Source organism: Sediminibacterium soli (assembly GCF_009939225.1).
GTDB classification, from domain to species: Bacteria; Bacteroidota; Bacteroidia; order Chitinophagales; family Chitinophagaceae; genus Sediminibacterium; species Sediminibacterium soli.
In genome coordinates this window covers 609,843-634,246 of record NZ_JAACJR010000008.1, presented here as the reverse complement: position 1 = coordinate 634,246, position 24,404 = coordinate 609,843, and the positions used below count along the sequence as shown (strand labels likewise).

Below are 24,404 nucleotides of genomic sequence, written 5' to 3'. Positions count from 1 at the left end.
CATCATGAAGAAGATCTTACAATACCTGTTTGAACACAAAACGCTGTTGCGTGAGCAGGCAAAAGAAATACTGATCAATATTTCGCGCGGTCAGTACAACGAAAGCGAGATAGCCGCTTTTATTACCGTGTACCTGATGCGCAGTATTACCATCGAAGAGCTGCAGGGCTTCCGCGATGCCTTGCTCGAATTGTGCGTAAAAGCCGATCTGGGCGATGAACCGCTTATGGATATTGTGGGCACCGGCGGCGATGGCAAAAATACCTTCAATATTTCTACGCTGTCCTGCTTCGTAGTGGCGGGTGCCGGACAGAAAGTGGCCAAGCATGGCAACTACGGCGCCTCATCGATCAGCGGCTCTTCCAATGTAATGGAACAGCTGGGGTATACGTTCAAGAACAGCAAAGATGCGTTGCGCAGGGAACTGGATGCGGCCAATATCTGCTTCCTGCATGCGCCCATCTTCCATCCCGCATTGAAGATTGTGGGACCGATCCGTAAAAATTTCGGCCTGCGCACTTTCTTCAATATGCTGGGGCCGATGGTGAACCCCGCGTCTCCTGCCTACCAGCTGGTGGGTGTATATAATCTCGAGATGGCGCGTATCTACAATTACCTGCTGCAGCAGACAGGAAAAGCGTTTACCATCATTCACGGGCTGGACGGGTACGACGAAATATCGCTGACCAACGATACCAAAGTGATCACCAATGAAGGAGAAAGGATTATGACACCCGAACAGCTGGGTAAACGCACCGTAGCCAAAGAAGATATCTACGGCGGAAATACCGTGGAGGAAGCGGCCAAAATTTTTACCAGGATCATCAGCGGAAAGGGAAGCTGGGCGCAGAATGCCGTTGTGCTTGCCAACGCTGCGATGGCCCTGTATTGCACCGGCAGCTACGACCGTTACGAGAGTGCCTACAGCGCGGCGGTAGACAGTCTAGAGAACGGAAAGGCCCACCGTTCCTTACAAAACCTTATCAGTTTACAATGAAGAACATACTCGATACCATCATCGAACGCAAACAGCAGGAAGTGGCGAACAGGAAAGCGGACATACCCGTTTCCGAACTGGAGCAGATGCCTTTGTTCGGGAAACAGAGCCCATCGCTGGTGCGGTCTTTGCGCGATCCGTCCAAAACCGGGATCATTGCCGAGTTCAAGCGTAAGTCTCCGAGCAAGGGCGTGATCAACAGTCAGGCCCAGGTGGTGGAAGTGACAAAAGCCTATGCCGCCAACGGTGCTTCGGGTATTTCGGTGCTGACGGACACGGATTTTTTTGGGGGCAGTCTCGAAGACCTGGTAGCGGCCAATACGAACCGGGTACCGCTGCTCCGCAAGGATTTTATGATCGATGAATACCAGCTGACGGAAGCCAAGGCTTTCGGTGCGGATGTGATCCTGCTGATCGCGGCGTGTTTGTCGCCCGCACGGGTAAAAGAACTGGCGATCGCCGCCAGACAGTTAGGGCTTGAAGTGTTGCTGGAGATACACAACGAAGCCGAGCTGGCGCATATCTGCGACCAGGTGGATATGGTGGGCGTGAACAACCGCAACCTGAAGACCTTCGAGGTAAGTATCCGGGCTTCGCTCGACCTTATCACCAAAATACCCGGTTCCAAACCGGCTGTTGCCGAAAGCGGTATCAGCGAGGTGGATACGATCGTAACTTTACGCCAGGCTGGTTTTACAGGATTCCTGATCGGTGAGAACTTTATGAAACAGACCGATCCTTCGATTGCTTTTGCTGATTTCGTCAGTCAACTAAAAGCAAAACAACATGCGTAGCAAAGTTTGCGGCATGACCAGTGCCGAGCAGGTAATGCAGCTGGATGAAATGGGCGTGGAATTCGCCGGGTTCATCTTCTACCCTAAATCACCGAGGTATGCGTACCGGTTTATGTCCCGCCCCGAAATAAAGAAGATCAGGGGCAAAGGGATCAACAAAGTGGGTGTGTTCGTAAATGCGGAAGTGGAGGAACTGCTGCAGACGGTGGACGACTGCGGTCTGTACCTTGTTCAGCTGCACGGCGATGAAACCCCGAAGTATTGCGAGAAAGTGGCAGACTATGTATCCGTGATCAAAGCTTTCCGTCTCCGAGAGAATGAAAATGTGCTGTGGAAGATCAAAGACTATATGGATATCGTCGATATGTTCCTGTTTGATACCGATGGCACGGGTTATGGCGGCACCGGGAAAAAATTCAACTGGGATATGCTGAAAGGACTGACTATCGGCAAACCTTTTTTCCTGAGCGGCGGCATCGGGCCGGATGATGCGGAGGCGCTTGCCGAATTTGCAAAGGACCCGGTGGCAAAGGATCTTTTTTCGATCGATGTAAACAGCCGGTTCGAGATTTCGCCGGGCAGTAAGGATATGGACAAACTGAAGACATTTATCCCCGTCGTAAAACAACTATAGATGACAAGTACAACGATATACAGCCAACCCGATAACCATGGTTATTATGGAAAATTCGGCGGCGCCTACATCCCCGAGATGCTGCACAGGAACGTGGCAGAACTGCAGCGCCGCTACCTGGAGATTATGCAGGAGACTGCTTTTCAAAAGGAGTTTCAGCAGCTGCTCACCGACTATGTAGGCCGCCCTACGCCCCTGTTCCTGGCCGAACGGCTGAGTGCAGAATACGGCGCGCCGGTTTATCTTAAACGCGAGGACCTTTGTCATACAGGCGCCCACAAGATCAACAACACCATCGGGCAGATATTGCTGGCGCGCCGGCTTGGAAAAAAACGCATCATCGCCGAAACCGGTGCCGGGCAGCATGGCGTGGCAACCGCAACCGTATGTGCGCTGAAAGGAATGGAATGCATTGTTTACATGGGCGAAAAGGATATTGAACGGCAGGCCCCGAATGTTGCGCGCATGCAGATGCTTGGCGCCAGGGTGATACCGGCTACAAGCGGAAGCAAAACATTAAAAGACGCCACCAACGAAGCCATCCGCGACTGGATCAATAACCCCGTAGACACACATTATATCATCGGCAGCGTGGTAGGCCCCCATCCGTATCCCGATATGGTGGCGCGTTTTCAGCGTGTGATCAGCGAGGAAATGCGCTGGCAGCTGAAAGAGAAAACGGGTCATGCCCTACCCACCCATGTGATAGCCTGCGTGGGCGGCGGCAGCAATGCGGCCGGCGCTTTTTATCATTTTCTCGAGGAACCATCGGTGCAGCTGGTGGCGGTGGAGGCGGCGGGACATGGTGTTGACAGCGGCCTCAGCGCAGCCACCACACAGCTGGGTACGCCGGGCGTGCTGCACGGCAGTAAAAGCCTTGTGATGCAAACGGCCGACGGACAGGTGGTGGAACCGCATAGTATTTCGGCAGGACTGGATTATCCCGGTATCGGCCCGATGCATGCCAACCTGTATGCAAGCGGCCGCGGAAAATTTCTCAGCGCAACAGATGAGGAGGCACTGGCTGCGGCTTTTCACCTGAGCAAAACAGAGGGCATCATACCGGCACTTGAAAGCGCGCATGCATTGTCTGTACTGGGAAAACTTAACCTGTCTGCCGCCGACCGCGTAGTGGTATGTTTAAGCGGAAGAGGCGACAAAGACCTCGGTACCTATATGAAGGAACTCGACAAATACAGCCAACAATAAAAGAACCACATGAGCAGGTTACAGGAATTATTTGCCAGGAAGAACAAGCAGGTGCTGAACGTATACTGCACCGCAGGCTACCCCGGGTTAAACAGCACCCGTACAGTCATGAAAGCCCTGCAGCGCCATGGTGCGGATCTCATTGAATTGGGTATGCCCTACAGCGACCCGCTTGCAGATGGTCCGGTGATACAGGCCAGCGGCAGCCGCGCATTGCAGAACGGCATGACCATAGCAGTGCTGTTCGAACAATTGCAGGGTTTCAGAACGGAAATAAACATACCCGTTGTATTGATGGGATATATGAACCCCGTACTGCAGTATGGGTTTGAAAAATTCTGTGCAGATGCGGCGGCCGCCGGTGTGGACGGGCTGATCCTTCCGGACCTTCCCGAATACGAATTTGAAACAGAATACGGGCCGGTCATCAAACAGTATGGGCTCGATTTTATTTTCCTGGTTACGCCAGAAACCTCCGGGGAAAGGGTGGGTAAACTGGATGCATTGAGCAGCGGCTTCCTGTATGCGGTAAGCTCATCAGCTACCACGGGTAAGGACAAGGATTTTTCTTCAGTGGCAGTGTACCTGCAGCGTTTGCAGGAAATGCAGTTGAAGAACCCGGTGCTGGTTGGTTTTGGTATCAAGGACAGGGAAACATTTCAATCGGCCTGCCAATATGCAAACGGCGGAATTATCGGCACCGCGTATATACAGGCGCTGGAAAACGGCACCGATGTGGAAACCGCGACCGGAAATTTTTTAAGCAGCATACAGTAACCGGGAAACCAGTTGTTGAACGGGCTGATGGTAAACAAAACAATATGACTACCGTTATCATAAAATACAATGCGGGCAATATTCAATCGGTATTGTACGCACTCGAGAGGATCGGTGCGGAAGCCCTGGTAACCGATGATCATGAAAAAATAGTTTCTGCGGACAAAGTGATTTTTCCCGGTGTGGGAGAGGCAAGCACGGCTATGCAATACCTGAAAGAAAGAAATCTCGATAGTCTTATCAGGGAGTTGCGGCAACCTGTGCTGGGTATCTGCCTGGGTATGCAGCTGATGTGTACGCACAGCGAGGAGAATGATACCGCCTGTCTTGGTATTTTTGAGGAAAGCGTCCGGAAATTCCAGCCATCCGCAAACGGAGAAACGGTAAAAGTGCCGCAGATCGGCTGGAACAATATCTATGGTCTGAAAACAGATCTGTTTCAAGGTGTTCCGGAAAACAGCTATTGTTATTTTGTACACGGATACTATGCGGCCCTGGGGCAGCATACCATCGCCAAAACAGATTATCCCGATCCTTATAGTTCGGCATTACACAGGGATAATTTTTACGGTGTTCAGTTTCATCCCGAAAAAAGCGCCCGGGTGGGAGAGCAGATACTGAAAAATTTTATTGAACGATAAACCCAGACAACCAATCGCCTAATCATTCCCGCTCATGCTGATCATACCCGCAATAGATATCATCGATGGCAAATGCGTCCGGCTTACGCAGGGCGATTACGACCAGAAAAAAATATACCACGAAGACCCGCTGGAAATGGCTTTGCAATTTGAAGCTGCCGGTTTGAAACGCCTGCACCTGGTTGATCTCGACGGTGCCAAAGCGGGTAAAGTAACCAACGGGAAAGTGTTGGAGCGCATCGCGAAACATACCGCACTCGAGATCGATTTTGGCGGCGGTATCAAAACGGAGAGCGACCTGCAGGAAGTGCTGCAATCGGGCGCGGCGTTTGCCACCATCGGCAGTCTTGCCGTCAAAAATGAAACTTTATTTTCCGAATGGATCGAGAAATACGGTGCGGAAAAATTCCTGCTGGGCGCGGATGTCAAGGGTCATAAAATCGCCGTTGGCGGCTGGCTGGAAACAACGGAAGAAGATGTATACGGTTTTATCGGCAAATATGTTGCGAAAGGGATACGACAGGTGTTCTGCACCGATATCAGCAAAGACGGAAAACTCGAAGGCCCTTCCGCAGAGTTGTACAAAAAGATCATAGAACAGTTCCCCGCGGTTTTCTTTATTGCCAGCGGCGGTGTAAGTTCCATCGAAGACCTGCAACAATTGCGCTCCATCGGCTGCAGCGCCGCAATAGTAGGCAAAGCCATCTACGAAAACCGCATTACGCTCGGCGACCTCGGGCAATTCAACCATTCAACCATTTAACCATTCGCACCCATGCTTACCAAGCGCATCATCCCCTGTCTCGATATCAAAGACGGAAGAACCGTAAAAGGGATCAATTTCGAGAATATCCGCGACGCAGGCGATCCGGTGGAGCTGGGAGCACTCTATGCAAGGCAGGGAGCGGATGAGCTCGTATTCCTCGATATCACCGCCACGGTCGAAAAAAGGAAAACGCTGCGCGAGCTGGTGAACCGTATTTCGCATCATATTAATATTCCTTTTACCGTAGGTGGCGGCATCAGCAGCGTGGAAGATGTGCGTGTTTTGCTGCAAAACGGGGCAGATAAGATATCCGTTAATACCGCTGCGTATAAAAACCCGCAGCTGATCGCCGACCTCTCCCGTGAGTTCGGCAGCCAGTGCGTGGTGCTGGCCATCGATACCCGGCAGGAAGCCGATGGCAACTGGTATGTGTACCTCAATGGCGGCCGCACCCGAACCGATGCCCTAACCACCGATTGGGCCCGGCAGGCGGTGGAACTGGGCGCCGGCGAAATTTTGCTCACCTCGATGAACCACGATGGCACCAAACAGGGTTTTGCATTGGATATTACCGGAACTTTGGCAGCAGCCTTACCCGTGCCGGTGATCGCATCAGGCGGCGGCGGCACCATGCAGCATTTTGTAGAGGCGTTCACCAGGGGAAAAGCAGATGCGGCGCTGGCAGCGAGTATCTTTCATTTCAAAGAGATAGCCATCCCCGAGCTCAAGGCTTTTCTGCTGGAGAAAGGGATCAGCATAAGACATTGAATAATGGGGTTAACAGCCCCCGGCAATATAGCAGTCTAACCACGTAACATGCAACCATGAAAATCGATTTCAACAAATATGCCGACGGCCTGGTGCCGGCAATCGTACAGGACTACGACACACACAAAGTGCTGATGCTGGGTTTTATGAACGAAGAAGCGCTGCACCGCACCGAGCAGACGGGCAAGGTCACGTTTTACAGCCGCAGCAAAAAACGGCTCTGGACCAAGGGCGAGGAGAGCGGTAATTTCCTGGAGCTGAAAAGCATGGCGGAGGACTGCGACCAGGATACGCTTCTGATCAAGGCGCATCCCAAAGGGCCTGTGTGTCATACCGGTGCGGATACCTGCTGGTCGGAGCGCAACCACAGCGATAATTTCCTGGTATACCTGGAGGATATCATACGCCTGCGGAAACAGGCGCCACCGGAAGACTCCTATGTTTCGAAGCTTTTTGCGAAAGGGATCAACAAGATCGCCCAGAAAGTGGGCGAGGAAGCGGTGGAAATGGTGATAGAAGCAAAGGACGACAATACCGAACTTTTTCTCAACGAAGCCGCAGACCTGCTGTTCCACTATTTGCTTTTGGTTAACGCCAAAGGACATAACTTGCAGGACGTGATCGATATCCTGCAGAAACGTCACTCAAAATGATATGAAAAGATTACTGTTTTTATTATGCCTGCCCATAGCCGCCCTGGCGCAGCCCGTGAAAGGCTACGTGGTAACCGGTAAGATCAGCGGGTTGAAAGATACGACCAAGGTAGTGCTGTACAACGGCGTGGACGGTACCCTGATGAATACCGTTACCGCCAATAAGGGTGTGTTTACCCTGCGCGGCCAGGTGAATGCACCCAGTGTATTCATCATTGGATTGCCGGCGTACAGTAAGGTGATCGATTTTTATATGGGCAACGACGAGGTATCTGTTACCGGCGATATCAATGCATCCGATAAGATGGATATCAAAGGATCGCAGCTGCAGGAAGATTTTAAACAGTTTGTTGCCGAATGCGCCCTTTACCTCAATGATATGCGGGCGCTTGTATCGGTGATCAATGCGGAAAAAGATGCGGTGAAAAAGGATTCCATGATCCAGGAATTCAATGGAATAAAGGCAAAAGCGCGGACCGCTACGATTGCATTCATCCAGGCCAGGCCCGCCTCGCCTGTAAGCAGTTTTGCACTGGGCGGAATGGCGGCGGTGTTCAATGGCCTTACCGATATAGAACCCTACTACAATTCGCTGCAACCCGCAGCCCGCGTAGGCGGCTTTTCTGCGCAGCTGGAAAAAGCATTTGGCGATGCCAAGGTGGGAATGGTGGGCAGCATGGCGCTCGATTTTACGCAGAACGATGTGAACAGCAAACCGGTAAAACTTTCGTCTTTCCGCGGTAAATACGTGTTGGTGGATTTCTGGGCAAGCTGGTGCAGACCCTGCCGCCAGGAAAACCCCAATGTGGTGAGTGCTTACCAGTCGTTCAAAAACAAAAACTTTACGGTGCTCGGCGTATCACTGGACCAGTCGAAAGAGAACTGGCTGCAGGCGATCAAAGCCGATGGGCTTACCTGGACGCATGTAAGCGATCTGCAATACTGGAGCAATGCAGCTGCCCAGTTGTACCATATACAGGGAATACCCGCCAATATGCTGATAGATCCAACGGGCAGGATCATCGGTCGTGATCTGCGCGGCGACGATCTGCACCGCACATTGAAGGAAGTGCTGAAATAAAACGCGGCCGGCCTGTTTAAGAAATGGTACCGGGCCATTTCAGTTTGTCTTTCACATTCCGCATCCTGGTCTTGGCATAGGTTGTCAAACCAACCCGGCCAGCGCTTTTTCGTCAAACCCAACGGCAACAACTTTTCCGTTCTTTTCCACTACCGGGCGTTTGATGATCGTGGCATGTTCCGACATGATATCGATCGCGGCTTTTTCGTTGGTTGCCAGTTGCTGTGTTTCCGGATCCAGCTCTTTCCAGGTAGTGCTTCTTTTATTAAAAAGCGTTTCCCAGCCAACCTGTTTGCACCAGGCTTCCAGTTTTTCCCTGCTGATGCCTTCTTTCCGGTAATCGTGAAAACGAAAGCCTGCCTGGTGTTTTTCCAGCCATTTGCCGGTTTTTTTGATGATATCGCAATTGGGTATTCCGTAAACAGTAATCATATTGACCGATTCTGCGGGCAAAATTAACTATTGCTGCCGTTCGGTTGCGGCTATTTATCGGTAATGGCTTATTTTTCCGCGAGCAACCGTTCAGCTTGAGATTATTATTCGCGATAGTATTCCTGTGCACCTGTATTTGTGCATTTACCCAGGACGCCGGTCCCAAAGAAAAAAAACAGTTGGGTATCATCATCGGCAATGTGCTGGAACAAAAGACAGGTAAGCCCCTGGCTTTTGCCAATATTTCGTTGTTCCCCATCCATGAGCCAGGTAAAAATCTTTCCACGATCGCCGACCGGAACGGAGCTTTCGAGTTCAATAACCTGGGTATGGGGTACTACCGGCTCTCCGTTTTGGCGGTCGGCTTTGCCCGTATGCATATCGACAGTATCTACCTGCGTGCGGAGCGTTACGATTTTAACCTGGGTGATATCAGGCTCGGCGATTCGGCTTCTGCGCTTAACGAAGTGATCGTATACGCAGAAAAGCCATTGATCGAAAACAAAGACGATAAGATCACCTACAATGTGGGCGAAAGTGCGCTGAGTGGCGGCGCCACCACGGCGGAGTTGCTGAAGAATATGCCGCTGATCAACAACGATCCTTCCGGCAAGATACTGCTGAAGGGGAAAGAGCCCAAGATACTGATCGATGACAAGCCAACAGAGCTAACCGCCCAACAGCTGCAGGACCTGCTCGAAAGTCTGCCGGGGAGCAGCATCGAAAAGATCGAGGTCATGACCAATCCCCCGCCGCAGTACGCAACCGAAACCGGCGGTGTGATCAACATCGTTACTAAAAAAGGAAAGATAGGCTGGGTGGGAAGAACAACGCTCAGCGGCGGTACAAGGGGCGAAGCCAATCTTGCGGCCAATCTCAGTTACCGAAACAGACAGTTATCACTGAACAATACCATCGGGCTGGCGGGAACCGTGTATACCGGTAACAGCTATTCGCACAGACAGAATACCTATGCCGATTCGGTTAATTATTTCTATACCGAAAGCCGGTACAGGAACAAGAACCTGCGTCCCAATTTCCGTTCGCAGCTGGATTACGAGTTCAGCAAACAGAATACGGGCAATATCATTTACCAGGGCAACCTGAATTATTTTGACAATCTGAGCGAGGCTGGCTATACCAACCTGGACCGGTTTCAGCAGGCATACAAACGCAGCACCAGGGAAAACAAAAGCAAGGGAACGGGTTACGGACATAACCTGACGGCCACTTTTACACACAGGGGCAAAGACCCTGCTGAATTTATCCGTTTTACAGCGATCGGCAACCTGGCGAAGAACGATAACGACCGTGGTTTTTTCCAGAATTTCCTGCAGGCGAACAACCAGCCTTCGGGCATCGATTCCACCCAATCGCAGTATTTCGATAATTACAGCCAGTCGGCGGCTTTCCGTGTAGACTATAACAAGCCGCTGGCCTGGAAAGGAAGTAATTTTTCAACGGGAGCGGTATACAACCCTGCCGCTTACCACAATACGCTTAACACAAGTTTTCTGCGTAAACAGGATGGTGTATTTGTGCAGAATGATATGCTGAGCAACGATTTTTATTTTCACCAGAACCTGTTTACGGTGCGGGCAGGTATCAGCCTGCTGTTTCCCCGGCAGATAAGGGTTACCGGCGGCGCGCAGGCAGAGCATACCTCCATGTGGTTCAGCTTTATCAAAGGCAATTCAACAGATGTATCGAATACCTACTGGAATGTACTGCCCAATTTTACCGTACGCAAAGAGTTCAACCGAACGCTCAATACTTCGCTTACCTACCGTGCCACCATACGCAGACCGGGTATCGGCGAACTGAACCCGAATGTGGATTATGGAGATCCTTATAACCTGCGTTTCGGGAACCCGTTCCTGTCTCCCGCACTGTCCGATAATTTCGACTGGAACCTGAGCTGGATAAAGGGCAAGTATTATGTCAACACTTCCATCGGGTACAATAAGGTGCATAATGTGATCAACTCGGTTCGTACGCTTACCGGCGGCGGCAAAACCCAGACGACCTACGTTAATATTGCCGACAGACAGGAATACGAAGCCAGCCTCTGGGGCGGTTTTACTTTCAGCAAACGCTTCCGTGTAAACGGCAGCGCGGGGTATACCTTTAACCAGTACAGCGAAACAGAGAAAAGATTGTACAAATACCGGGATGGCAGTACTTTTTATACCGGTTTTAATTACAGCTATACGCCCAGTAACGTACTTACATTTGAGGGAAGTACCCGTTTCAGCAGTTTTGCCGATCCACAGGGCAGGAGCCGCAGCAACCTGAATATGAACATCGGCGTACAGCACCGGTTCTTTGACCGCCGCCTGGTGGTAAGCATCAACCTGATCGATCCGTTTACGGTACAGCAGTATAACACCTATACATACGGAAGCAATTTTACCATCGAGAGCGTCAGTTCAACCAATACGCGCAATTTCCGGCTGACGGTAAGTTACCAGCTCAACAGGCTGGTGCAGAAGAACACGCTTTCCGACAGGGAAAAGAAAAATATGCTGGATAAGCTGAAGAAAAAATAAGACGACCGATCCGCCGGCAACTGACTGTGATGCTTAAACGGCGGTGCCGTCTTCACCTGCACCCGCATGCGGTTTTTTGGGAAGCCGCTGCATCAGCCAGCTGTTTTTCACCGGTACCATCCATTCGGTAAGCAGGGCATCTTTGGTTGCTGCAAGGTTATTGAAATAGACGGTATCCTCATTGATAAACCCATTCTCAAAACCATACAGCAGTTGTGCGTAGGGAAGGGTCTGTATTTTATCTTTCACCAGGAATGCCAGGTTCTGCCGGTTGAACATATCCACCTGGAAAGTTTCCTCCATCTGTTTGATCAGTCTCACCGAGCTGTCCGTACTGCAGCCGCTGACACCGGTGGCGGTCTCATCAGCCATCAGCACCACAAACTGGCCAAACAGGAGGTTGGCATATCCTTTAACGGGCGTGCCATGGCTGTTCCAGTCCTGTACAAACTCCTGCAGCATAGCCTCAATCTGTAAGGCTTCGCTGATAAAGAACAGGCGGTTGCTCTGGTAGATCCACACACGCGAACTGCCATCAAAATCTTCGGGGATCAAATGCCGGTATTCAAAATCCATGGGGTAAAATTATTCATGATAAGTTGTGGTTACAGTTGGTGGTTCTTTTCTATGCGTTTCTCAGACCATGCTCATCGCCACCATTTCCGCAATATCCAGTACGCCTACTTCGGATTCTTTTTCGCGGTTTTTAACGCCGTCGGTGATCATGGTATTGCAGAAGGGACAGGCAGAAGCAATAACCGAAGCGCCTGTTGTCAGTGCTTCGTCGGTGCGTTCTATGTTGATGCGTTTGTCGCCGGGTTCATCTTCCTTGAACATCTGCGCGCCGCCTGCGCCGCAGCAGAGCCCCTTGCTCCGGCAGCGTTTCATTTCCACCAGTTCGGAGTCGAGTGCTTCGAGTACTTTTCGCGGCGCTTCGTAAACATCGTTGGCGCGGCCAAGGTAGCAGCTGTCGTGGTATACGATCTTTTTGCCTTTGAAGCTGCCTGATTCGTTGAGGCGGATCTTTCCCTCATCGATCAGCTGCTGCAGCAGTACGGTGTGGTGGATCACTTCATAGTTGCCGCCAAGTTCCGGGTATTCGTTTTTCAGTATGTTGAAACAGTGCGGACAGGCTGTCACGATCTTTTTGATGCCATAGCCGTTCAGAACCTGGATATTCTGGTGGGCCATCATCTGGAACAGGAATTCATTACCGGCCCGCCTGGCAGGATCGCCGGTACAGGCTTCTTCCTTGCCAAGGATCGCGTAATCGATGCCCACTTTGTCCAGTATAGTGGCAAACGCCTTGGTGATCTTTTGCGCCCGCTGGTCAAAACTGCCCGAACAACCCACCCAGAACAATATTTCCGGAGTCTCCCCACGCATTGCCAATTCAGCCATTGATCTTGCCATAGAAGCTTTATAAGCAGCAAAAATAGAACAGACAGGGGAATATTGAACAGGTGAGCAAGGAATAGGGAACAAGGAACAGATGAACAAGGAACAGCAGAACAGAAGAACAGGGAATATCGAATATTGAACAAGGAATGTCGAATGTCGATCGGCGGCAGTCCCCCAGCCCCCACACGGACTCACACCAACGCACGGTAACCCACGTCTCAGGTCTGACGCCCCCAATCTCCCCATTTCCCAACATTTCCTTTACTTCGACATTCGATATTCCTTGTTCATCTGTTCATCATTCCCATGGTCTACCTCGTTTTTTTAGGCTTTTTTGTTAGTTTTCTCGGGCAGTTGCCGTTGGGAAACATGAGTTTTACCGCCACCCAGGTATGTCTGCAGGAAGGACTCAGAAGCGCCTGGCGGTTTTCGATCGGTGTGGCCATCGTGGAAATGCTGTACCTGCGGCTGGCGCTGACGGGAATGGACTGGATCGTGCGTCACCGGCTATGGTTTGTGGCGCTGGGATGGGTTACTGTGGTGATGTTCCTGGTACTGGGTATTCTTTCGTTTGTTGCAGCCAGGAAGCAGACCGGCGGTAAAAAAGCGCTGGTATTGAACAATACGGTTAACAGGTTTGCACTGGGACTGATGATGAGTGCGCTGAACCCGGTGCAGATACCGTTCTGGTTTCTCTGGACCTCCACATTTATCCAGACCAAATTATTACCGGTTGACGATTTTTCCTACAGCCTGTTCACCATCGGCGCCGGCGCCGGTACGATCGGCGGACTGGCTGTGTACATGTACGGCGGTAACTGGCTGGTCTCAAAAATGAACACCAGCACCCAAACACTCAATAAAGTGATGGGCATCATTTTCCTGGTCACCGCACTGATACAGCTGTGGAGAATGTTGTTCAGACCCTGGATTTAGGAACGTGAGTTATCGTGAGACGTCAGACGTGAGACATGAGGGTAAAAAATCAAAGCCGAAACGATCCTGGCACTGGTCCGATCGATATTCGACATTCCTTGTTCGATATTCAATATTCCCTGCTCCTTGCTCTTCTGCTGTTCCTTGCTCTTCTGTTCCTTGTTCCTCCGTTCCCTTCCCTCTGTTCCCATCACCGATTCCATGCGTCCCGCTCATCCGGCGAGAATTTCCAGGGGGCGAAATTGTTTTCGATATTGCTGAAGGTGCTGTTCCATTCCTGCGGGGCGTTGCTTTCTTCCATGATCAGCGAGCGGCGCAGTTCGAGTATGATCTCCAGGGGAGAAATACTCACCGGGCATTCGGTTACACAGGCATTGCAGGTAGTGCAGGCACGCAGTTCTTCAACGGTGATATAGTCGTGCAGCAGGGTTTTGCTGTCGGCGGTGAACGACCCGTTGGCTTTGATATTCCGGCCGATATCCTCCATCCTGTCGCGGGTAGCCATCATGATCTTACGGGGGCTGAGTTTTTTACCGGTGATATTGGCGGGACAGGCAGCCGTGCATCTGCCGCATTCGGTGCAGCTGTAAGCGTCCATCAGGCTTTTCCAGCTTAATTCAAAAACATCTTTGGCGCCAAAATGTGCAGGTGGCACGGCATCGGCGGGTGCGGTCTCGGGCTGCATCGCATACAGCACTTCTTTCTGCACCTCGGGCATATTCTTCATCCTGCCGGCGGGCTCCAGTCTTGCAAAATACGCGTTGGGAAATGCGAGTATGATATGCAGGTGCTTGGAATAAGGCAGGTAGTTCAGGAATGCATAAATACCGGTGATATGCAGCCACCAGCAGGTTCGCTCCAGGGCCACCAGCGAGGTATCGCTGAATCCCGCGAACAGGGGAGACAGCAGCCCCGAAAAATAAAACCCGCCCGTGGCGGTATAGTGTTCGCTGCCCCTGGACTGCAGCGCCTGGTCGGCGGCATTCATGGTAAGAAACAGTGACATCAGTGCGATCTCGGTCAGAAGAATGTAGTTGGCATCGCTTCTGGGCCAGCCATTGAGGTCTTTGTTGATGAATCTTTTCAGTTTCAGGATATTCCTGCGCACCAGGAAAACGGCGCAGGCAATCACCACACCCACCGCCAGCCATTCAAAGGCGTTGATCAGCCAGGTATACAGCATACCCAGCGGCGCGGCAAATAACCGGTGGGTACCCAGTAACCCGTCGAGCACGATCTCCAGCACTTCGATATTGATGATGATAAAACCGGCATAGACCACAAAATGCAACACGGCCACAAGCGGGTTGCGGAACATTTTTTTCTGGCCGAAGGCAAGCAGTAACAGGTTTCTCCAGCGTTTGCCGGGCTGATCGTTCAGCGCTTCTTTTTTGCCCAGCAGGATGTTCCGGCGTATCTCTTTTACTTTACCGGCAAACAGCCATACGGCAGTTGCGGAAAGCGCCAGAAAAATCAGCTGCTGTACATATTGCATAACACCGTGTTTGAGCGCTAAGGTAATGGTTTTGGGCAGCTTGAAAAACAGGCCCGCACCCTTGCGCACCTGTGTCAATGCCAAATTATTGTCGTTATTTTGGAGGGTAACCCATCCATATGGCCAACAGGAATTACATACTCAGCAAAGAAGAGGCGATACACAAACTGAAACGGCTTGCACTCGAACTTGCCGAAGAGCTCAGCGGAGATGATGCGCCCGTAGTGATCATCGGTATCAGGAACAGCGGAACCGTGATCGCGGAAAAAGTGGGTAAATTTCTGCAGGAACATATTCCCAACCGCATCGATGTGATATCGGCCGCACTCGATAAAACGCACCCGGTGAACGTAGAGCTGAGCAGCGCTATGAACTTCGACGGTCTGCATGTAGTGGTGGCGGATGATGTATCCAACAGCGGCAAAACGCTGCTTTATGCACTGAAACCCCTGCTGCAGTACCACCCGCGCACCATCCGTACGCTTGTTCTGGTGGAGCGGATGCATAAATTATTTCCCGTAAAACCCGATCATGTGGGGCTGTCCATGGCCACTACCTTACAGGACCATATCCAGGTGGAAGTGGACAACGGCGAAGTAACGGGCGCCTATATTGCATAGCCCGTATTTTTCTCACTTATCCTTAACTTGCTGAAAACACTGATACAATGGAAGCTGCGATACAGAAAAACATAGATATATGGCTGCAGGGTAATTATGACCAGGCTACCAAGGACGCCATCCGGCAACTGCAACAGGACAAACCCGATGAACTGGCGGATTCTTTTTACCGGAACCTCGAGTTCGGTACCGGCGGACTGCGTGGCATCATGGGCGTGGGCACCAACCGGATGAACAAATACACGGTGGGAATGGCCACGCAGGGCTTTGCCCATTATCTCCGCAAAACCTATGGCAATGCAGAGATCAAAGTGGCGATCGCACACGACAGCCGTAACAACAGCCGCTTCTTTGCAGAAACCACGGCCAATGTTTTTGGCGCCAATGGCATCAAAGTGTTCTTGTTTGATTCGCTCCGGCCCACGCCGGAACTGAGTTTTGCCATCCGTACACTGGGCTGCCAGGCGGGTGTGGTATGCACGGCTTCCCATAATCCCAAAGAATACAATGGTTACAAAGCCTACTGGAACGACGGTGGGCAGCTGGTACCGCCGCACGATGGCAATGTGATCAGCGAAGTGGAAGCGATCAGGGATGTGAACGAAGTGAAATTCAGCGGTGGCGAAAACAATATCACCCTCATCGGCAGGGAAATGGACGAGGCCTATATGGATATGGTGAAAGGCCTCAGCGTATATCCTGATGTGATCGAGAAACAGAAAGACCTGAAGATCGTATATACGCCTATTCACGGCAGCGGTATCAAACTGGTGCCCGAGGTATTGAAACGTTTTGGATTTACCAACCTGCATATCGTGGAAGAACAGGCCGTGCCCGACGGTAATTTCCCCACGGTGGGTTATCCCAATCCCGAAGAAAGCGAGACCATGAGCATCGGCCTGGCAAAGGCAAAAGCGCTCGACGCAAACATCCTGCTGGGAACGGATCCCGATGCAGACCGCGTGGGCATCGGTGTCAAAAATCACAAAGGAGAATGGGTGCTGATGAACGGCAACCAGACGGCCGTGCTTGCTTTCAGCTATATGATGGAAGCGCGTAAGGCAAAAGGTATCGCACAGCCCAACGATATGGTCATCACCACCATCGTTACTACCGAAATGATCAACCGGGTTGCGGAGAAAAACGGCGTTGCCTGTTACAATGTGCTCACCGGTTTTAAATGGATAGCGGAAAAGATCAAAGAGCTCGAGGGGAAAATGAATTACGTGGTGGGAGGGGAGGAGAGTTTCGGACTGATGATCGGAAGCCAGATACGCGATAAGGATGCGGTAAGCGCCGTGGCCCTGCTCTGTGAAATGGCCGCTTACGAAAAAGACAAAGGCCGCACCCTCTTCGATAAAATGATCGAGCTGTATATCGCGTACGGTTTTTACTACGAGAACCTGATCAGCCTCACCAAAAAAGGCATGAACGGCCAGAAAGAGATCGCTGCCATGATGGAAGGCTACCGCAGCCAGCCGCCTGCTTCCATAGCCGGGTCAAAAGTGGTGCAGCTGCTGGATTACCAGCTGCAAAAGGGCAGGAACCTGGTAACAGGCGAAACCTGGCATATCGAACTGCCCAAGAGCAATGTATTACAGTTCATCACCGAAGACGGCTCCAAGATATCGGCCCGTCCCTCGGGTACCGAACCCAAGATCAAATTCTATTTCAGTGTGAATGCAAAACTGGACAGGAAAGAGGATTTTGACAGGGTCTATGCATCGCTGGAAAAAAAGATTGCGGATATTATCGAGGATATGAAGCTGAAATAGGCAGCTGCCGAATACCACATCCCGGCAGGTGGCTGCCGGTGTTGTGTTAAAAAAAGACGGCAGTTTTTTTCTATTCACACCGCCATGGCGCAACTCCCCGTATACTATATTCGTCCTGCTTATGAGAAAGTATGAGGACAGTTACCAGCACAAAGGCCTGCGTAAAAAACTGATCGATGTTTTGCGCGAAAAAGGCATTACGGATGAAAGTGTATTGGAGGCCATGAACAATATTCCGCGGCATTATTTTCTCGATTCCGCTTTTGACAAGATCGCTTACGAAGACCGGGCCTTCCCGATCGGGGAGGGACAGACTATTTCACAGCCTTATACGGTGGCGTACCAGACGCAGTTATTACAGGTAAAGCGGCTGGATAAAGTGCTTGAGATCGGCACCGGCAGCGTATACCAGGCAACCGTGCTGGCCGAAATGGGCGCATGGGTATACACCATCGAACGCCAGAAAAAACTATACGATCACCAGCAGAAAAGCTATCACTTCAAAAGCAGGTATCCCAATATCAAATTCTTTTATGGAGACGGTTTCGAAGGACTTCCTACCTATGGGCCCTTCGACAAAGTGATTATCACCGCGGCCGCGCCTTTCATTCCGCCCAAACTGGTGCAGCAACTCAAAACCGGCGGGCAGATGGTCATTCCTGTTGGCGAAGGCGATATGCAACGCATGCTCCGGCTCACCAAACAACCCGATGGCAGCGCCACCGAAGAGGCGTTTGATATGTTCTCATTCGTACCCATGCTCACCGGAAGGAACAAATAACACCCCACCCGGATCAATCATAACCGCAAAAAAACCGCCCGGTCATCCCGGGCGGCCCAATCCTCAAATCCTCCATCTTACGATCTTATCTTTTATATTCTTCTCTCAGGTTTCACGTCTGACGTCTCACAATTCACGTCTCACGCTACTGGTTCATATTCCCCATCATATCCTGTCCGCCGCTCTGGTCGGCCTTGGTGTTCTTTCGTTTGAAGAGCGTTGCATCGAATTTGCCGAAACGATAGCTGAAGTTCAGACGCAATACCTGCTGGTCCCTTCTTCTTTCGCTGATCTGTGTAAAGTAGGCGCTTTCAGAATAGCTCTTGAACACCTGTGAGCGGAAGATATCGTTCATGCTGAGTGTAAGCGATCCGCTCTGGCCGTTTTTCCATGTCCAGTCTTTGCGCAGGGCAAGATCAAATCCGATACGCGGGTAGTTGAAACCCTGCGAGGTAGAAGACGGTCCGCCGCCAAACATCATACCGCCGCCGCCACCGCCGCGACCACCACCGCCGCCACCCGTACCGGGAGGCAGGATGCTTTTGGCCTGGTAATCGCCGCTGAACTGCACAGACCAGCCTTTGGCAACTTTGAATGTGTTGTTCATTTTCGCAAACCAGCTTACCAGGTCGTTGCTCAGTGTTTGCGCTGGCGTGGTAGCGGTGGCAGGTGCATATGCGTTTATCTTGGAATAGAAGATGTTCACATTGGCGGTAAGGTCCCACCATTTTATAACCGTCATGCGGTTGGTGAGTTCCAGACCGGTCACATAGCTGCTGTTTGCATTGATATAGGTATTGAAGTTGGCCAGCTCTTTACCAGAAGACAGCCGGTTGGTATCGATATAGGTAAAGCGCGTGATCAGGTCGGTATTGTGTTTGAAGAACAGGCTCGCGAGGAAATTGGCGCCGCGTGTATACGCATTGTTATACGACACCTCGAACGAATTGGTGAACTCGGGCTTCAGTCCCGCATTGCCGATATTGATGTTCTGCGGATCGGAATAATCCGGGAACGGCATCAGCTGGAAGAAGTTCGGACGGTTCACGCGACGTGAATAGTTGAACTGAAAATCCTGTTTGTCGTCGATTTTATAGGTCAGGAACGCGCTCGGGAACAGACTCAGCGGGTACTTTACATCAAATTTGGCTGAATCGGTGCCTTGCTGTGTAAGCAGGTTGCCCGTGTACTTGGAGCTTTCCGCACGCAGACCCAGCTGGAAGTTCCAGTTGCCGGTCTTGAACGTATAGGTAGCATAGGCAGCGTAAACCTGGTCGTTGAATTTGTATTTGTTGCTGATCAGAGGCACCAGTACATATTTACCCGTTCCGTGGTCGTAACGGTACTGGTCGCTGAGATTGGAAAAATTACGGATAGCGCCTCTCACACCCGCTTCGAACTTGGTGTCGTCGCTGATGGGGTTCTCGTAATCCGATTGTACCGTCAGGAAATTGTTAGAACCATTACCCATAGTCTGCTGCATAAAGGCAAGACCCTTTGCAGTATTGTTCGGGAAATAAGTCTGCGTATTGATATTGTTCAGGTTCTCATTCCTGCTGGAGTTGTAATTGATATCGGCAGTAAGATCGTGACCGTTCTTGGCAAAATTGTGTTTGTAGCTCAGCTGCGAACCAAAATTCCTGAAATTGGCGTTGCTCAGCTGGCTGATGTTGTTATAAGAGGTATAGATTCCGTTGATCGTGGAATCCACCCGCTGTGTCTGGTCGTTGTTGAACGTACCCCTTACATAATTGGCTGCAATCGAAAATGTATTCCTGTTGTCAACAAAATAATCGATACCGCCGCGTACGAAGGCAAAATTGCCGGTATTGATACCGTCGGTCACATTGTGTACAGAGTTGGGGGGTACGCTGCCGATCGCCCTTGTATTGCGGTCGGTGATACCCGAAGAAATGGATTTGCGTTCGTTGAAATTACCGTTCAGTGAAAAGTTGATCTTATTCTGACGCAGGTTCAGGTCGCCGCCAAGGTTTACTTTACCGCGTGAGTCGATACCGGTGCGCAGTCCGCCGTTATAGCCGGTCTTTTTATTCTTTTTCAGAACGATGTTGAGTATGCCCGCATTACCGCCGGATGCATCGTATTTGGCCGAGGGGTTGCTGATCAGCTCCACCTTATCGATGATATCGGCAGGGATCTGGTCAAGCGTAAGCGTAGTGGGCCTGCCATCGATAAAGATCTGCGGCGCTGCATTGCGCATGGTCACGTTGCCATCGATGTCAACATTCAGCGAAGGAATATTCTTCATGATCTCGGTAGCCGTCTGACCGGTGCTTACCAGGTTCTTGTCAACATTGAAGGTCTTCCTGTCTATACCCAGTTCAAACTGTGGTTTCACAGAGGCGGTTACGGTTACATTACCCAGGTTGGCGGCATCTTCCTCCAGTTTGATATTGCCCAGGTCTTTGTCAACCATGCTCAGCACATTCTGCATACCGCCGGCCTGTCCCGCGGCATTACCGCCCTGTGGCATACGGATATCGAATTTCACCGGTTTATCCAGGTTTTTATAACCCAGCGCGCTGAGTTTCAGCGTAAAATTGCCCATTACCGGCAGGTTTTCAAAGCTGAACTCGCCATTCGCCTTGGTAATGGTGGTGCCGAAAATGGCATCTTTCAACTGTTTGGCGGCGGTATCAAAACGTTTACCGGCCAGCTGCACGGTAACGGCTTCAACGCCTTTGTTGTTCTTGTCTACCACTTTGCCGTAAAAATGGCCCATGTTCATATTCTGGCCGCCACCCGCGCCACGGTTGCCGCCGCCCGGAAATTGTGCAAAACCCGTCGACAATGCCAGGCTCAGTAACGATAGAATCAATAGTCTTCTCATGATATATTATTGCTTGTATTAAAGTCTTGTTCCCCGAAATGCAAAGTTGCGAACCCTTGTTATGCTTCTGCGCACCCCATACACCAGCGGTAAGATGGTTGAATAAGTGGGCAAAGGTTGGATGGCACAGGTAAAAAACAGGTATTTAGTCGGTGACCGGCGTTTTGAAACGGTCAATCAGAACCATATGCCCATCACCGCCACTTGTATCAGTCCGATCAACAGACCCAATACGGCGCCGCCAAGCGGCAGCAGCCGCAACTCGCGCGACAGGGTCTCGTTGAGCCTGCGCTCCAGCTGCTCGGAAGAATACCCGTTTATCTTCTCTCTCACGATCTTTTCCAGGTCCAGCTGGTCTTTCAGGTTGGCTATATAACCGCTCATAATAACCGGGAAGAGTTCCTGTAATTCTGTCATGAACACGGACTTTAGTTCCGCGATCGTTTTTTCGCCGATGAACATGCTGATCATGGGCATTTTTTCGGCCAGTTTTACCTTGAGGAAATGGTCGATATGTGCTTCCGCCTGCGGTATGATTCCGGCCGCGTTGCCGGGTTCCGCGATCTTCTTTCCCAACTCATCAAATGAAAACAGTTCATCGGCCACCAGCCTGCCCAGTTTTGCGGCAAGGGATTGCTGCCGCCCGGGGAAAATCCCCTGCAGGGTAAAACCAAAGATCATGATGGGTTTACGGGGATGAAAAAGCAGCCAGACAGCCATCCGGTTGGCCAGCCAGCCAATACATGCGGAGATCAGGGGAACCAGCACCCAGTTGTACGCCATTCGGTATAAAATTTAAAAACCTACCCGGCTCAGGCGGGTAGGTTTCGATTTTCGGGGGGAGAACGAGGGGTTTCGAACCCCCGACCTACAGTGCCACAAACTGTCGCTCTAACCAACTGAGCTACGTCCTCCGTTTTTTCCGGACCGCAAAAATAGGGTAAATCAGGTGTATGGAAAATTCCTTTTTGGAACTCTTTTTGTATGGGTACAGGGGGATGACCATTTATCAAAAGCTTGTTAATTGGCGAGCTTCAAGCGTCATTTTCAATTATTTTTGAGCATACCATGCAAAAATTTATACAATTTATGAAGAGCAGAAAAGGATTGTTGCTGTTGGCTGTTATTTTATTTGGCGGCTTATTCTTTGCATTTCGTTATACGGGCTTGAACGGCGATATTGATATTACGCTGACCCAGCGCCAGCGGCTGCTGGCACAACTGGGACTGTACCTCGAAAAATTCCATTACAGCCCGAAAGACATCAACGACAGCTTTTCCAGGCAGGTCTTCAAAAAATACCTCGATGACCTGGACGGCGACAAAACCCTGTTTCTTCAGTCGGATATCAGCAAGCTGAAAAAATACGAGCTTACCCTTGATGATGAGATCCACGGAGCAGCCATACAGTTTGTGCCTGCTGTGAACCCGGTTTATGACCAGCGTATCACCGAATCAGTCGCGATCTATAAAGACATTCTCTCCAAACCCTTCGAGTTCAGCAAAGATGAGATAGTGCAGCTGGATGGCAGCAAACTCAGCTTTGCCACCACCAACCAGGAGCGCAGGGAGCGCTGGAGGAAAAAATTAAAACTCTACACGCTCGAGCGCTATGTTGACCTGCTGAATGAGCGCGAAAAAAATAAGAATAAGAAAGACTATGTGGTAAAGACCGATGCACAGCTGGAGAAAGACGCGCGTAACCGGGTGCTGAAGATTATGAACGAAACTTTTGACCGCATCAGGAGCACCTATAAGGAAGATGAGCGCTTCAACAGTTTTATCAATGTGATCACCAACCAGATGGACCCGCATACCGATTACTTTCCGCCGCTTGAGAAAAGGGCGTTTGACGAGCGTATGAGCGGTGAGTTCTATGGTATCGGCGCCGTACTTGCCAAAGACGATTACGGCATCAAGATCGCCTCTGTGACACCCGGTGGTGCAGCCTGGAAATCGAAGGATATCGTAGCGGGTGATGTGATCACCAAAGTGGCGCAGGGAGCTGCCGAGCCGGTGGATGTTACCGGGTATGATGTAACCGATGCGGTGAAGATCATACGCGGCAACAAAGGCACCGAAGTAAGGCTGACCCTCAAGAAACAGGACGGATCGATCAAAACGGTTGCCATGATGCGCGAGAAAGTGGTGCAGGACGAAGTGTATGTACGCAGCGCCGTGATCACCGAAGGCGGCAGCAAGATCGGTTATATTTACCTGCCCGATTTCTATGCCAATTTTGACGACGAAAACGGTCACCGCTGTGCAGACGATGTGGCAAAGGAAGTGGTGAAACTGAAAGCCGAAAATGTAAAGGGCATCGTGATCGATATCCGAAACAACGGCGGCGGATCCCTGTTTGAAGTGGTGAAAATGGTGGGCCTGTTCATCAAGAGCGGCCCGGTGGTGCAGGTAAAGGAAAAAGACGGTAAAGTAGACCAGAACACCTGGAGAGATAACGACGAGTCTGTGCTGTACGACGGTCCGCTGGCGGTAATGGTGAACGAGTTCAGCGCTTCTGCAAGCGAGATATTTGCGGGCGCCATCCAGGATTACAAGCGGGGTGTTATCATCGGCAGCACCTCTACCTACGGAAAAGGAACCGTACAGCGCCAGGTGCCCTTCGGCGTACGCAACGATATCGGCAGCAGCCGCACCGATATGGGCGCGATGACCCTCACTTTCCAGAAATTCTACCGTGTTAACGGCGGTTCCACACAGCTGAAAGGCATCACGCCCGATATCATCCTTCCGGATTTTTACGAATATTACAAGGCGAGGGAAAAAGACAATCCCACCGCCCTGCCCTGGGACGAAATACCAAAAATGAATTACCAGTTATGGCAGAACAACAGCCTGATGGACCAGGTGATCCGTAAAGAGCAGGACAAAATCAAGAACGATACTACGTTTATCAGGCTGCAGTCGAACCTGAAATGGCTTTCGCAGAATGCCGAACAGCCTGCCAGCCTGAATATCCAGAAATACAGGGAACGCCAGAAAAAGATCTCGGCAACCGTGGAACAGGACAATACCCTGCTGAAAGTGAAAAAGGAAATGAGCGTGGATGCCATTGCGGTTGACAAGGATAAATTCTACAATAACCCCGATGAAGCCAAGGGCGAACGGTACAAAGCCTGGCTGAAAGCGCTGAAAACAGACCGGTATATCGACGAAACGGTAAAAGTGATGAATGAACTGGTAAAAGTGCAGCAGGAGGCCACGGTTTTGAATTAATCGGACG

Annotated in this window: 22 protein-coding genes and 1 tRNA gene; 16 read left to right on the top strand and 7 right to left on the bottom strand. The window is 51.0% G+C overall.

Annotated elements, in window-relative coordinates:
* Window positions 1–4 precede the first annotated feature (4 nt).
* From trpD to GWC94_RS09860, 10 genes are read left to right on the top strand one after another with little or no spacing between them, the layout of a single operon-like run.
* Complete coding sequence (gene trpD, locus GWC94_RS09905; protein WP_161834872.1) at window positions 5–997, top strand: anthranilate phosphoribosyltransferase; 993 nt, start codon at window positions 5–7, stop codon at window positions 995–997.
* Window positions 994–1,791, top strand: coding sequence for an indole-3-glycerol phosphate synthase TrpC (gene trpC / locus GWC94_RS09900; RefSeq protein WP_161834871.1), 798 nt, complete (start codon window positions 994–996; stop codon window positions 1,789–1,791). Before trpD ends, trpC begins: the two co-directional genes overlap by 4 nt.
* Window positions 1,784–2,425 carry a phosphoribosylanthranilate isomerase gene (locus tag GWC94_RS09895; protein WP_161834870.1) on the top strand — a complete coding sequence of 214 codons (642 nt, stop codon included), beginning with the start codon at window positions 1,784–1,786 and terminating at the stop codon, window positions 2,423–2,425. Before trpC ends, GWC94_RS09895 begins: the two co-directional genes overlap by 8 nt.
* The gene (gene trpB / locus GWC94_RS09890) at window positions 2,426–3,634 is read left to right on the top strand and encodes a tryptophan synthase subunit beta (protein ID WP_161834869.1); all 1,209 of its coding nucleotides are present in this window, start codon (window positions 2,426–2,428) and stop codon (window positions 3,632–3,634) included. It begins immediately after the preceding gene.
* A gap of 9 nt (window positions 3,635–3,643) precedes the next feature.
* A complete protein-coding gene (trpA, locus tag GWC94_RS09885) occupies window positions 3,644–4,411 on the top strand; it encodes a tryptophan synthase subunit alpha (RefSeq protein ID WP_161834868.1) in 768 nt (255 codons plus the stop codon).
* 44 nt (window positions 4,412–4,455) lie between these two features.
* Entirely contained in the window at window positions 4,456–5,052 is a 597-nt protein-coding gene (hisH, locus tag GWC94_RS09880; RefSeq protein ID WP_161834867.1) for an imidazole glycerol phosphate synthase subunit HisH, read from the top strand.
* A 34-nt stretch (window positions 5,053–5,086) separates the two neighbouring features.
* The gene (hisA, locus tag GWC94_RS09875; RefSeq protein ID WP_161834866.1) at window positions 5,087–5,815 is read left to right on the top strand and encodes a 1-(5-phosphoribosyl)-5-[(5-phosphoribosylamino)methylideneamino]imidazole-4-carboxamide isomerase; all 729 of its coding nucleotides are present in this window, start codon (window positions 5,087–5,089) and stop codon (window positions 5,813–5,815) included.
* A 12-nt stretch (window positions 5,816–5,827) separates the two neighbouring features.
* Window positions 5,828–6,586 (top strand): imidazole glycerol phosphate synthase subunit HisF, encoded by a 759-nt coding sequence (gene hisF, locus GWC94_RS09870; protein WP_161834865.1) that lies wholly within the window; start codon window positions 5,828–5,830, stop codon window positions 6,584–6,586.
* A gap of 56 nt (window positions 6,587–6,642) precedes the next feature.
* Window positions 6,643–7,239, top strand: a complete 597-nt coding sequence (hisIE, locus tag GWC94_RS09865) for a bifunctional phosphoribosyl-AMP cyclohydrolase/phosphoribosyl-ATP diphosphatase HisIE (protein ID WP_161834864.1) — start codon at window positions 6,643–6,645, stop codon at window positions 7,237–7,239.
* Window position 7,240: 1 nt separating this feature from the next.
* A complete protein-coding gene (locus GWC94_RS09860) occupies window positions 7,241–8,320 on the top strand; it encodes a TlpA disulfide reductase family protein (protein WP_161834863.1) in 1,080 nt (359 codons plus the stop codon).
* Between the two features lie 84 nt (window positions 8,321–8,404).
* On the opposite strand, the gene GWC94_RS09855 is transcribed toward GWC94_RS09860, so the two are convergent.
* The gene (locus GWC94_RS09855) at window positions 8,405–8,752 is read right to left on the bottom strand and encodes an ArsC family reductase (RefSeq protein ID WP_161834862.1); all 348 of its coding nucleotides are present in this window, start codon (window positions 8,750–8,752) and stop codon (window positions 8,405–8,407) included.
* Window positions 8,753–8,847: 95 nt separating this feature from the next.
* Between GWC94_RS09855 and GWC94_RS09850 the strand changes: the two genes are divergently transcribed.
* Window positions 8,848–11,301 carry an outer membrane beta-barrel family protein gene (locus GWC94_RS09850; RefSeq protein WP_161834861.1) on the top strand — a complete coding sequence of 818 codons (2,454 nt, stop codon included), beginning with the start codon at window positions 8,848–8,850 and terminating at the stop codon, window positions 11,299–11,301.
* Window positions 11,302–11,334: 33 nt separating this feature from the next.
* On the opposite strand, the gene GWC94_RS09845 is transcribed toward GWC94_RS09850, so the two are convergent.
* Entirely contained in the window at window positions 11,335–11,877 is a 543-nt protein-coding gene (locus GWC94_RS09845) for a hypothetical protein (RefSeq protein WP_161834860.1), read from the bottom strand.
* A gap of 60 nt (window positions 11,878–11,937) precedes the next feature.
* Window positions 11,938–12,714: a (Fe-S)-binding protein gene (locus GWC94_RS09840; RefSeq protein ID WP_161834859.1), complete on the bottom strand. Its 777-nt coding sequence runs from the start codon at window positions 12,712–12,714 to the stop codon at window positions 11,938–11,940.
* 294 nt (window positions 12,715–13,008) lie between these two features.
* On the opposite strand from GWC94_RS09840, the gene GWC94_RS09835 reads away from it, so the two are divergent.
* Window positions 13,009–13,638, top strand: a complete 630-nt coding sequence (locus GWC94_RS09835; RefSeq protein WP_161834858.1) for a LysE family transporter — start codon at window positions 13,009–13,011, stop codon at window positions 13,636–13,638.
* A gap of 190 nt (window positions 13,639–13,828) precedes the next feature.
* Here GWC94_RS09835 and GWC94_RS09830 read toward each other — a convergent pair whose 3' ends face one another.
* Entirely contained in the window at window positions 13,829–15,133 is a 1,305-nt protein-coding gene (locus GWC94_RS09830) for a (Fe-S)-binding protein (RefSeq protein ID WP_161834857.1), read from the bottom strand.
* 119 nt (window positions 15,134–15,252) lie between these two features.
* Between GWC94_RS09830 and GWC94_RS09825 the strand changes: the two genes are divergently transcribed.
* The 3 genes from GWC94_RS09825 to GWC94_RS09815 all read left to right on the top strand — a co-directional run bounded on the left by GWC94_RS09825 (window position 15,253) and on the right by GWC94_RS09815 (window position 18,309).
* Window positions 15,253–15,753, top strand: coding sequence for a phosphoribosyltransferase family protein (locus GWC94_RS09825; RefSeq protein WP_161834856.1), 501 nt, complete (start codon window positions 15,253–15,255; stop codon window positions 15,751–15,753).
* A gap of 47 nt (window positions 15,754–15,800) precedes the next feature.
* Window positions 15,801–17,528 (top strand): phospho-sugar mutase, encoded by a 1,728-nt coding sequence (locus GWC94_RS09820; RefSeq protein ID WP_161834855.1) that lies wholly within the window; start codon window positions 15,801–15,803, stop codon window positions 17,526–17,528.
* A 121-nt stretch (window positions 17,529–17,649) separates the two neighbouring features.
* On the top strand, window positions 17,650–18,309 hold the full coding sequence (locus tag GWC94_RS09815; protein ID WP_161834854.1) for a protein-L-isoaspartate(D-aspartate) O-methyltransferase: 660 nt from the start codon (window positions 17,650–17,652) through the stop codon (window positions 18,307–18,309).
* Window positions 18,310–18,454: 145 nt separating this feature from the next.
* Here GWC94_RS09815 and GWC94_RS09810 read toward each other — a convergent pair whose 3' ends face one another.
* The 3 genes from GWC94_RS09810 to GWC94_RS09800 all read right to left on the bottom strand — a co-directional run bounded on the left by GWC94_RS09810 (window position 18,455) and on the right by GWC94_RS09800 (window position 22,074).
* Window positions 18,455–21,160: an outer membrane beta-barrel family protein gene (locus GWC94_RS09810; RefSeq protein WP_235918504.1), complete on the bottom strand. Its 2,706-nt coding sequence runs from the start codon at window positions 21,158–21,160 to the stop codon at window positions 18,455–18,457.
* A gap of 177 nt (window positions 21,161–21,337) precedes the next feature.
* Complete coding sequence (locus tag GWC94_RS09805) at window positions 21,338–21,943, bottom strand: DUF445 domain-containing protein (protein ID WP_161834853.1); 606 nt, start codon at window positions 21,941–21,943, stop codon at window positions 21,338–21,340.
* 57 nt (window positions 21,944–22,000) lie between these two features.
* Window positions 22,001–22,074, bottom strand: a tRNA-His gene (locus tag GWC94_RS09800).
* Window positions 22,075–22,249: 175 nt separating this feature from the next.
* On the opposite strand from GWC94_RS09800, the gene GWC94_RS09795 reads away from it, so the two are divergent.
* The gene (locus tag GWC94_RS09795; protein WP_161834852.1) at window positions 22,250–24,397 is read left to right on the top strand and encodes a carboxy terminal-processing peptidase; all 2,148 of its coding nucleotides are present in this window, start codon (window positions 22,250–22,252) and stop codon (window positions 24,395–24,397) included.
* Window positions 24,398–24,404: the final 7 nt, after the last annotated feature.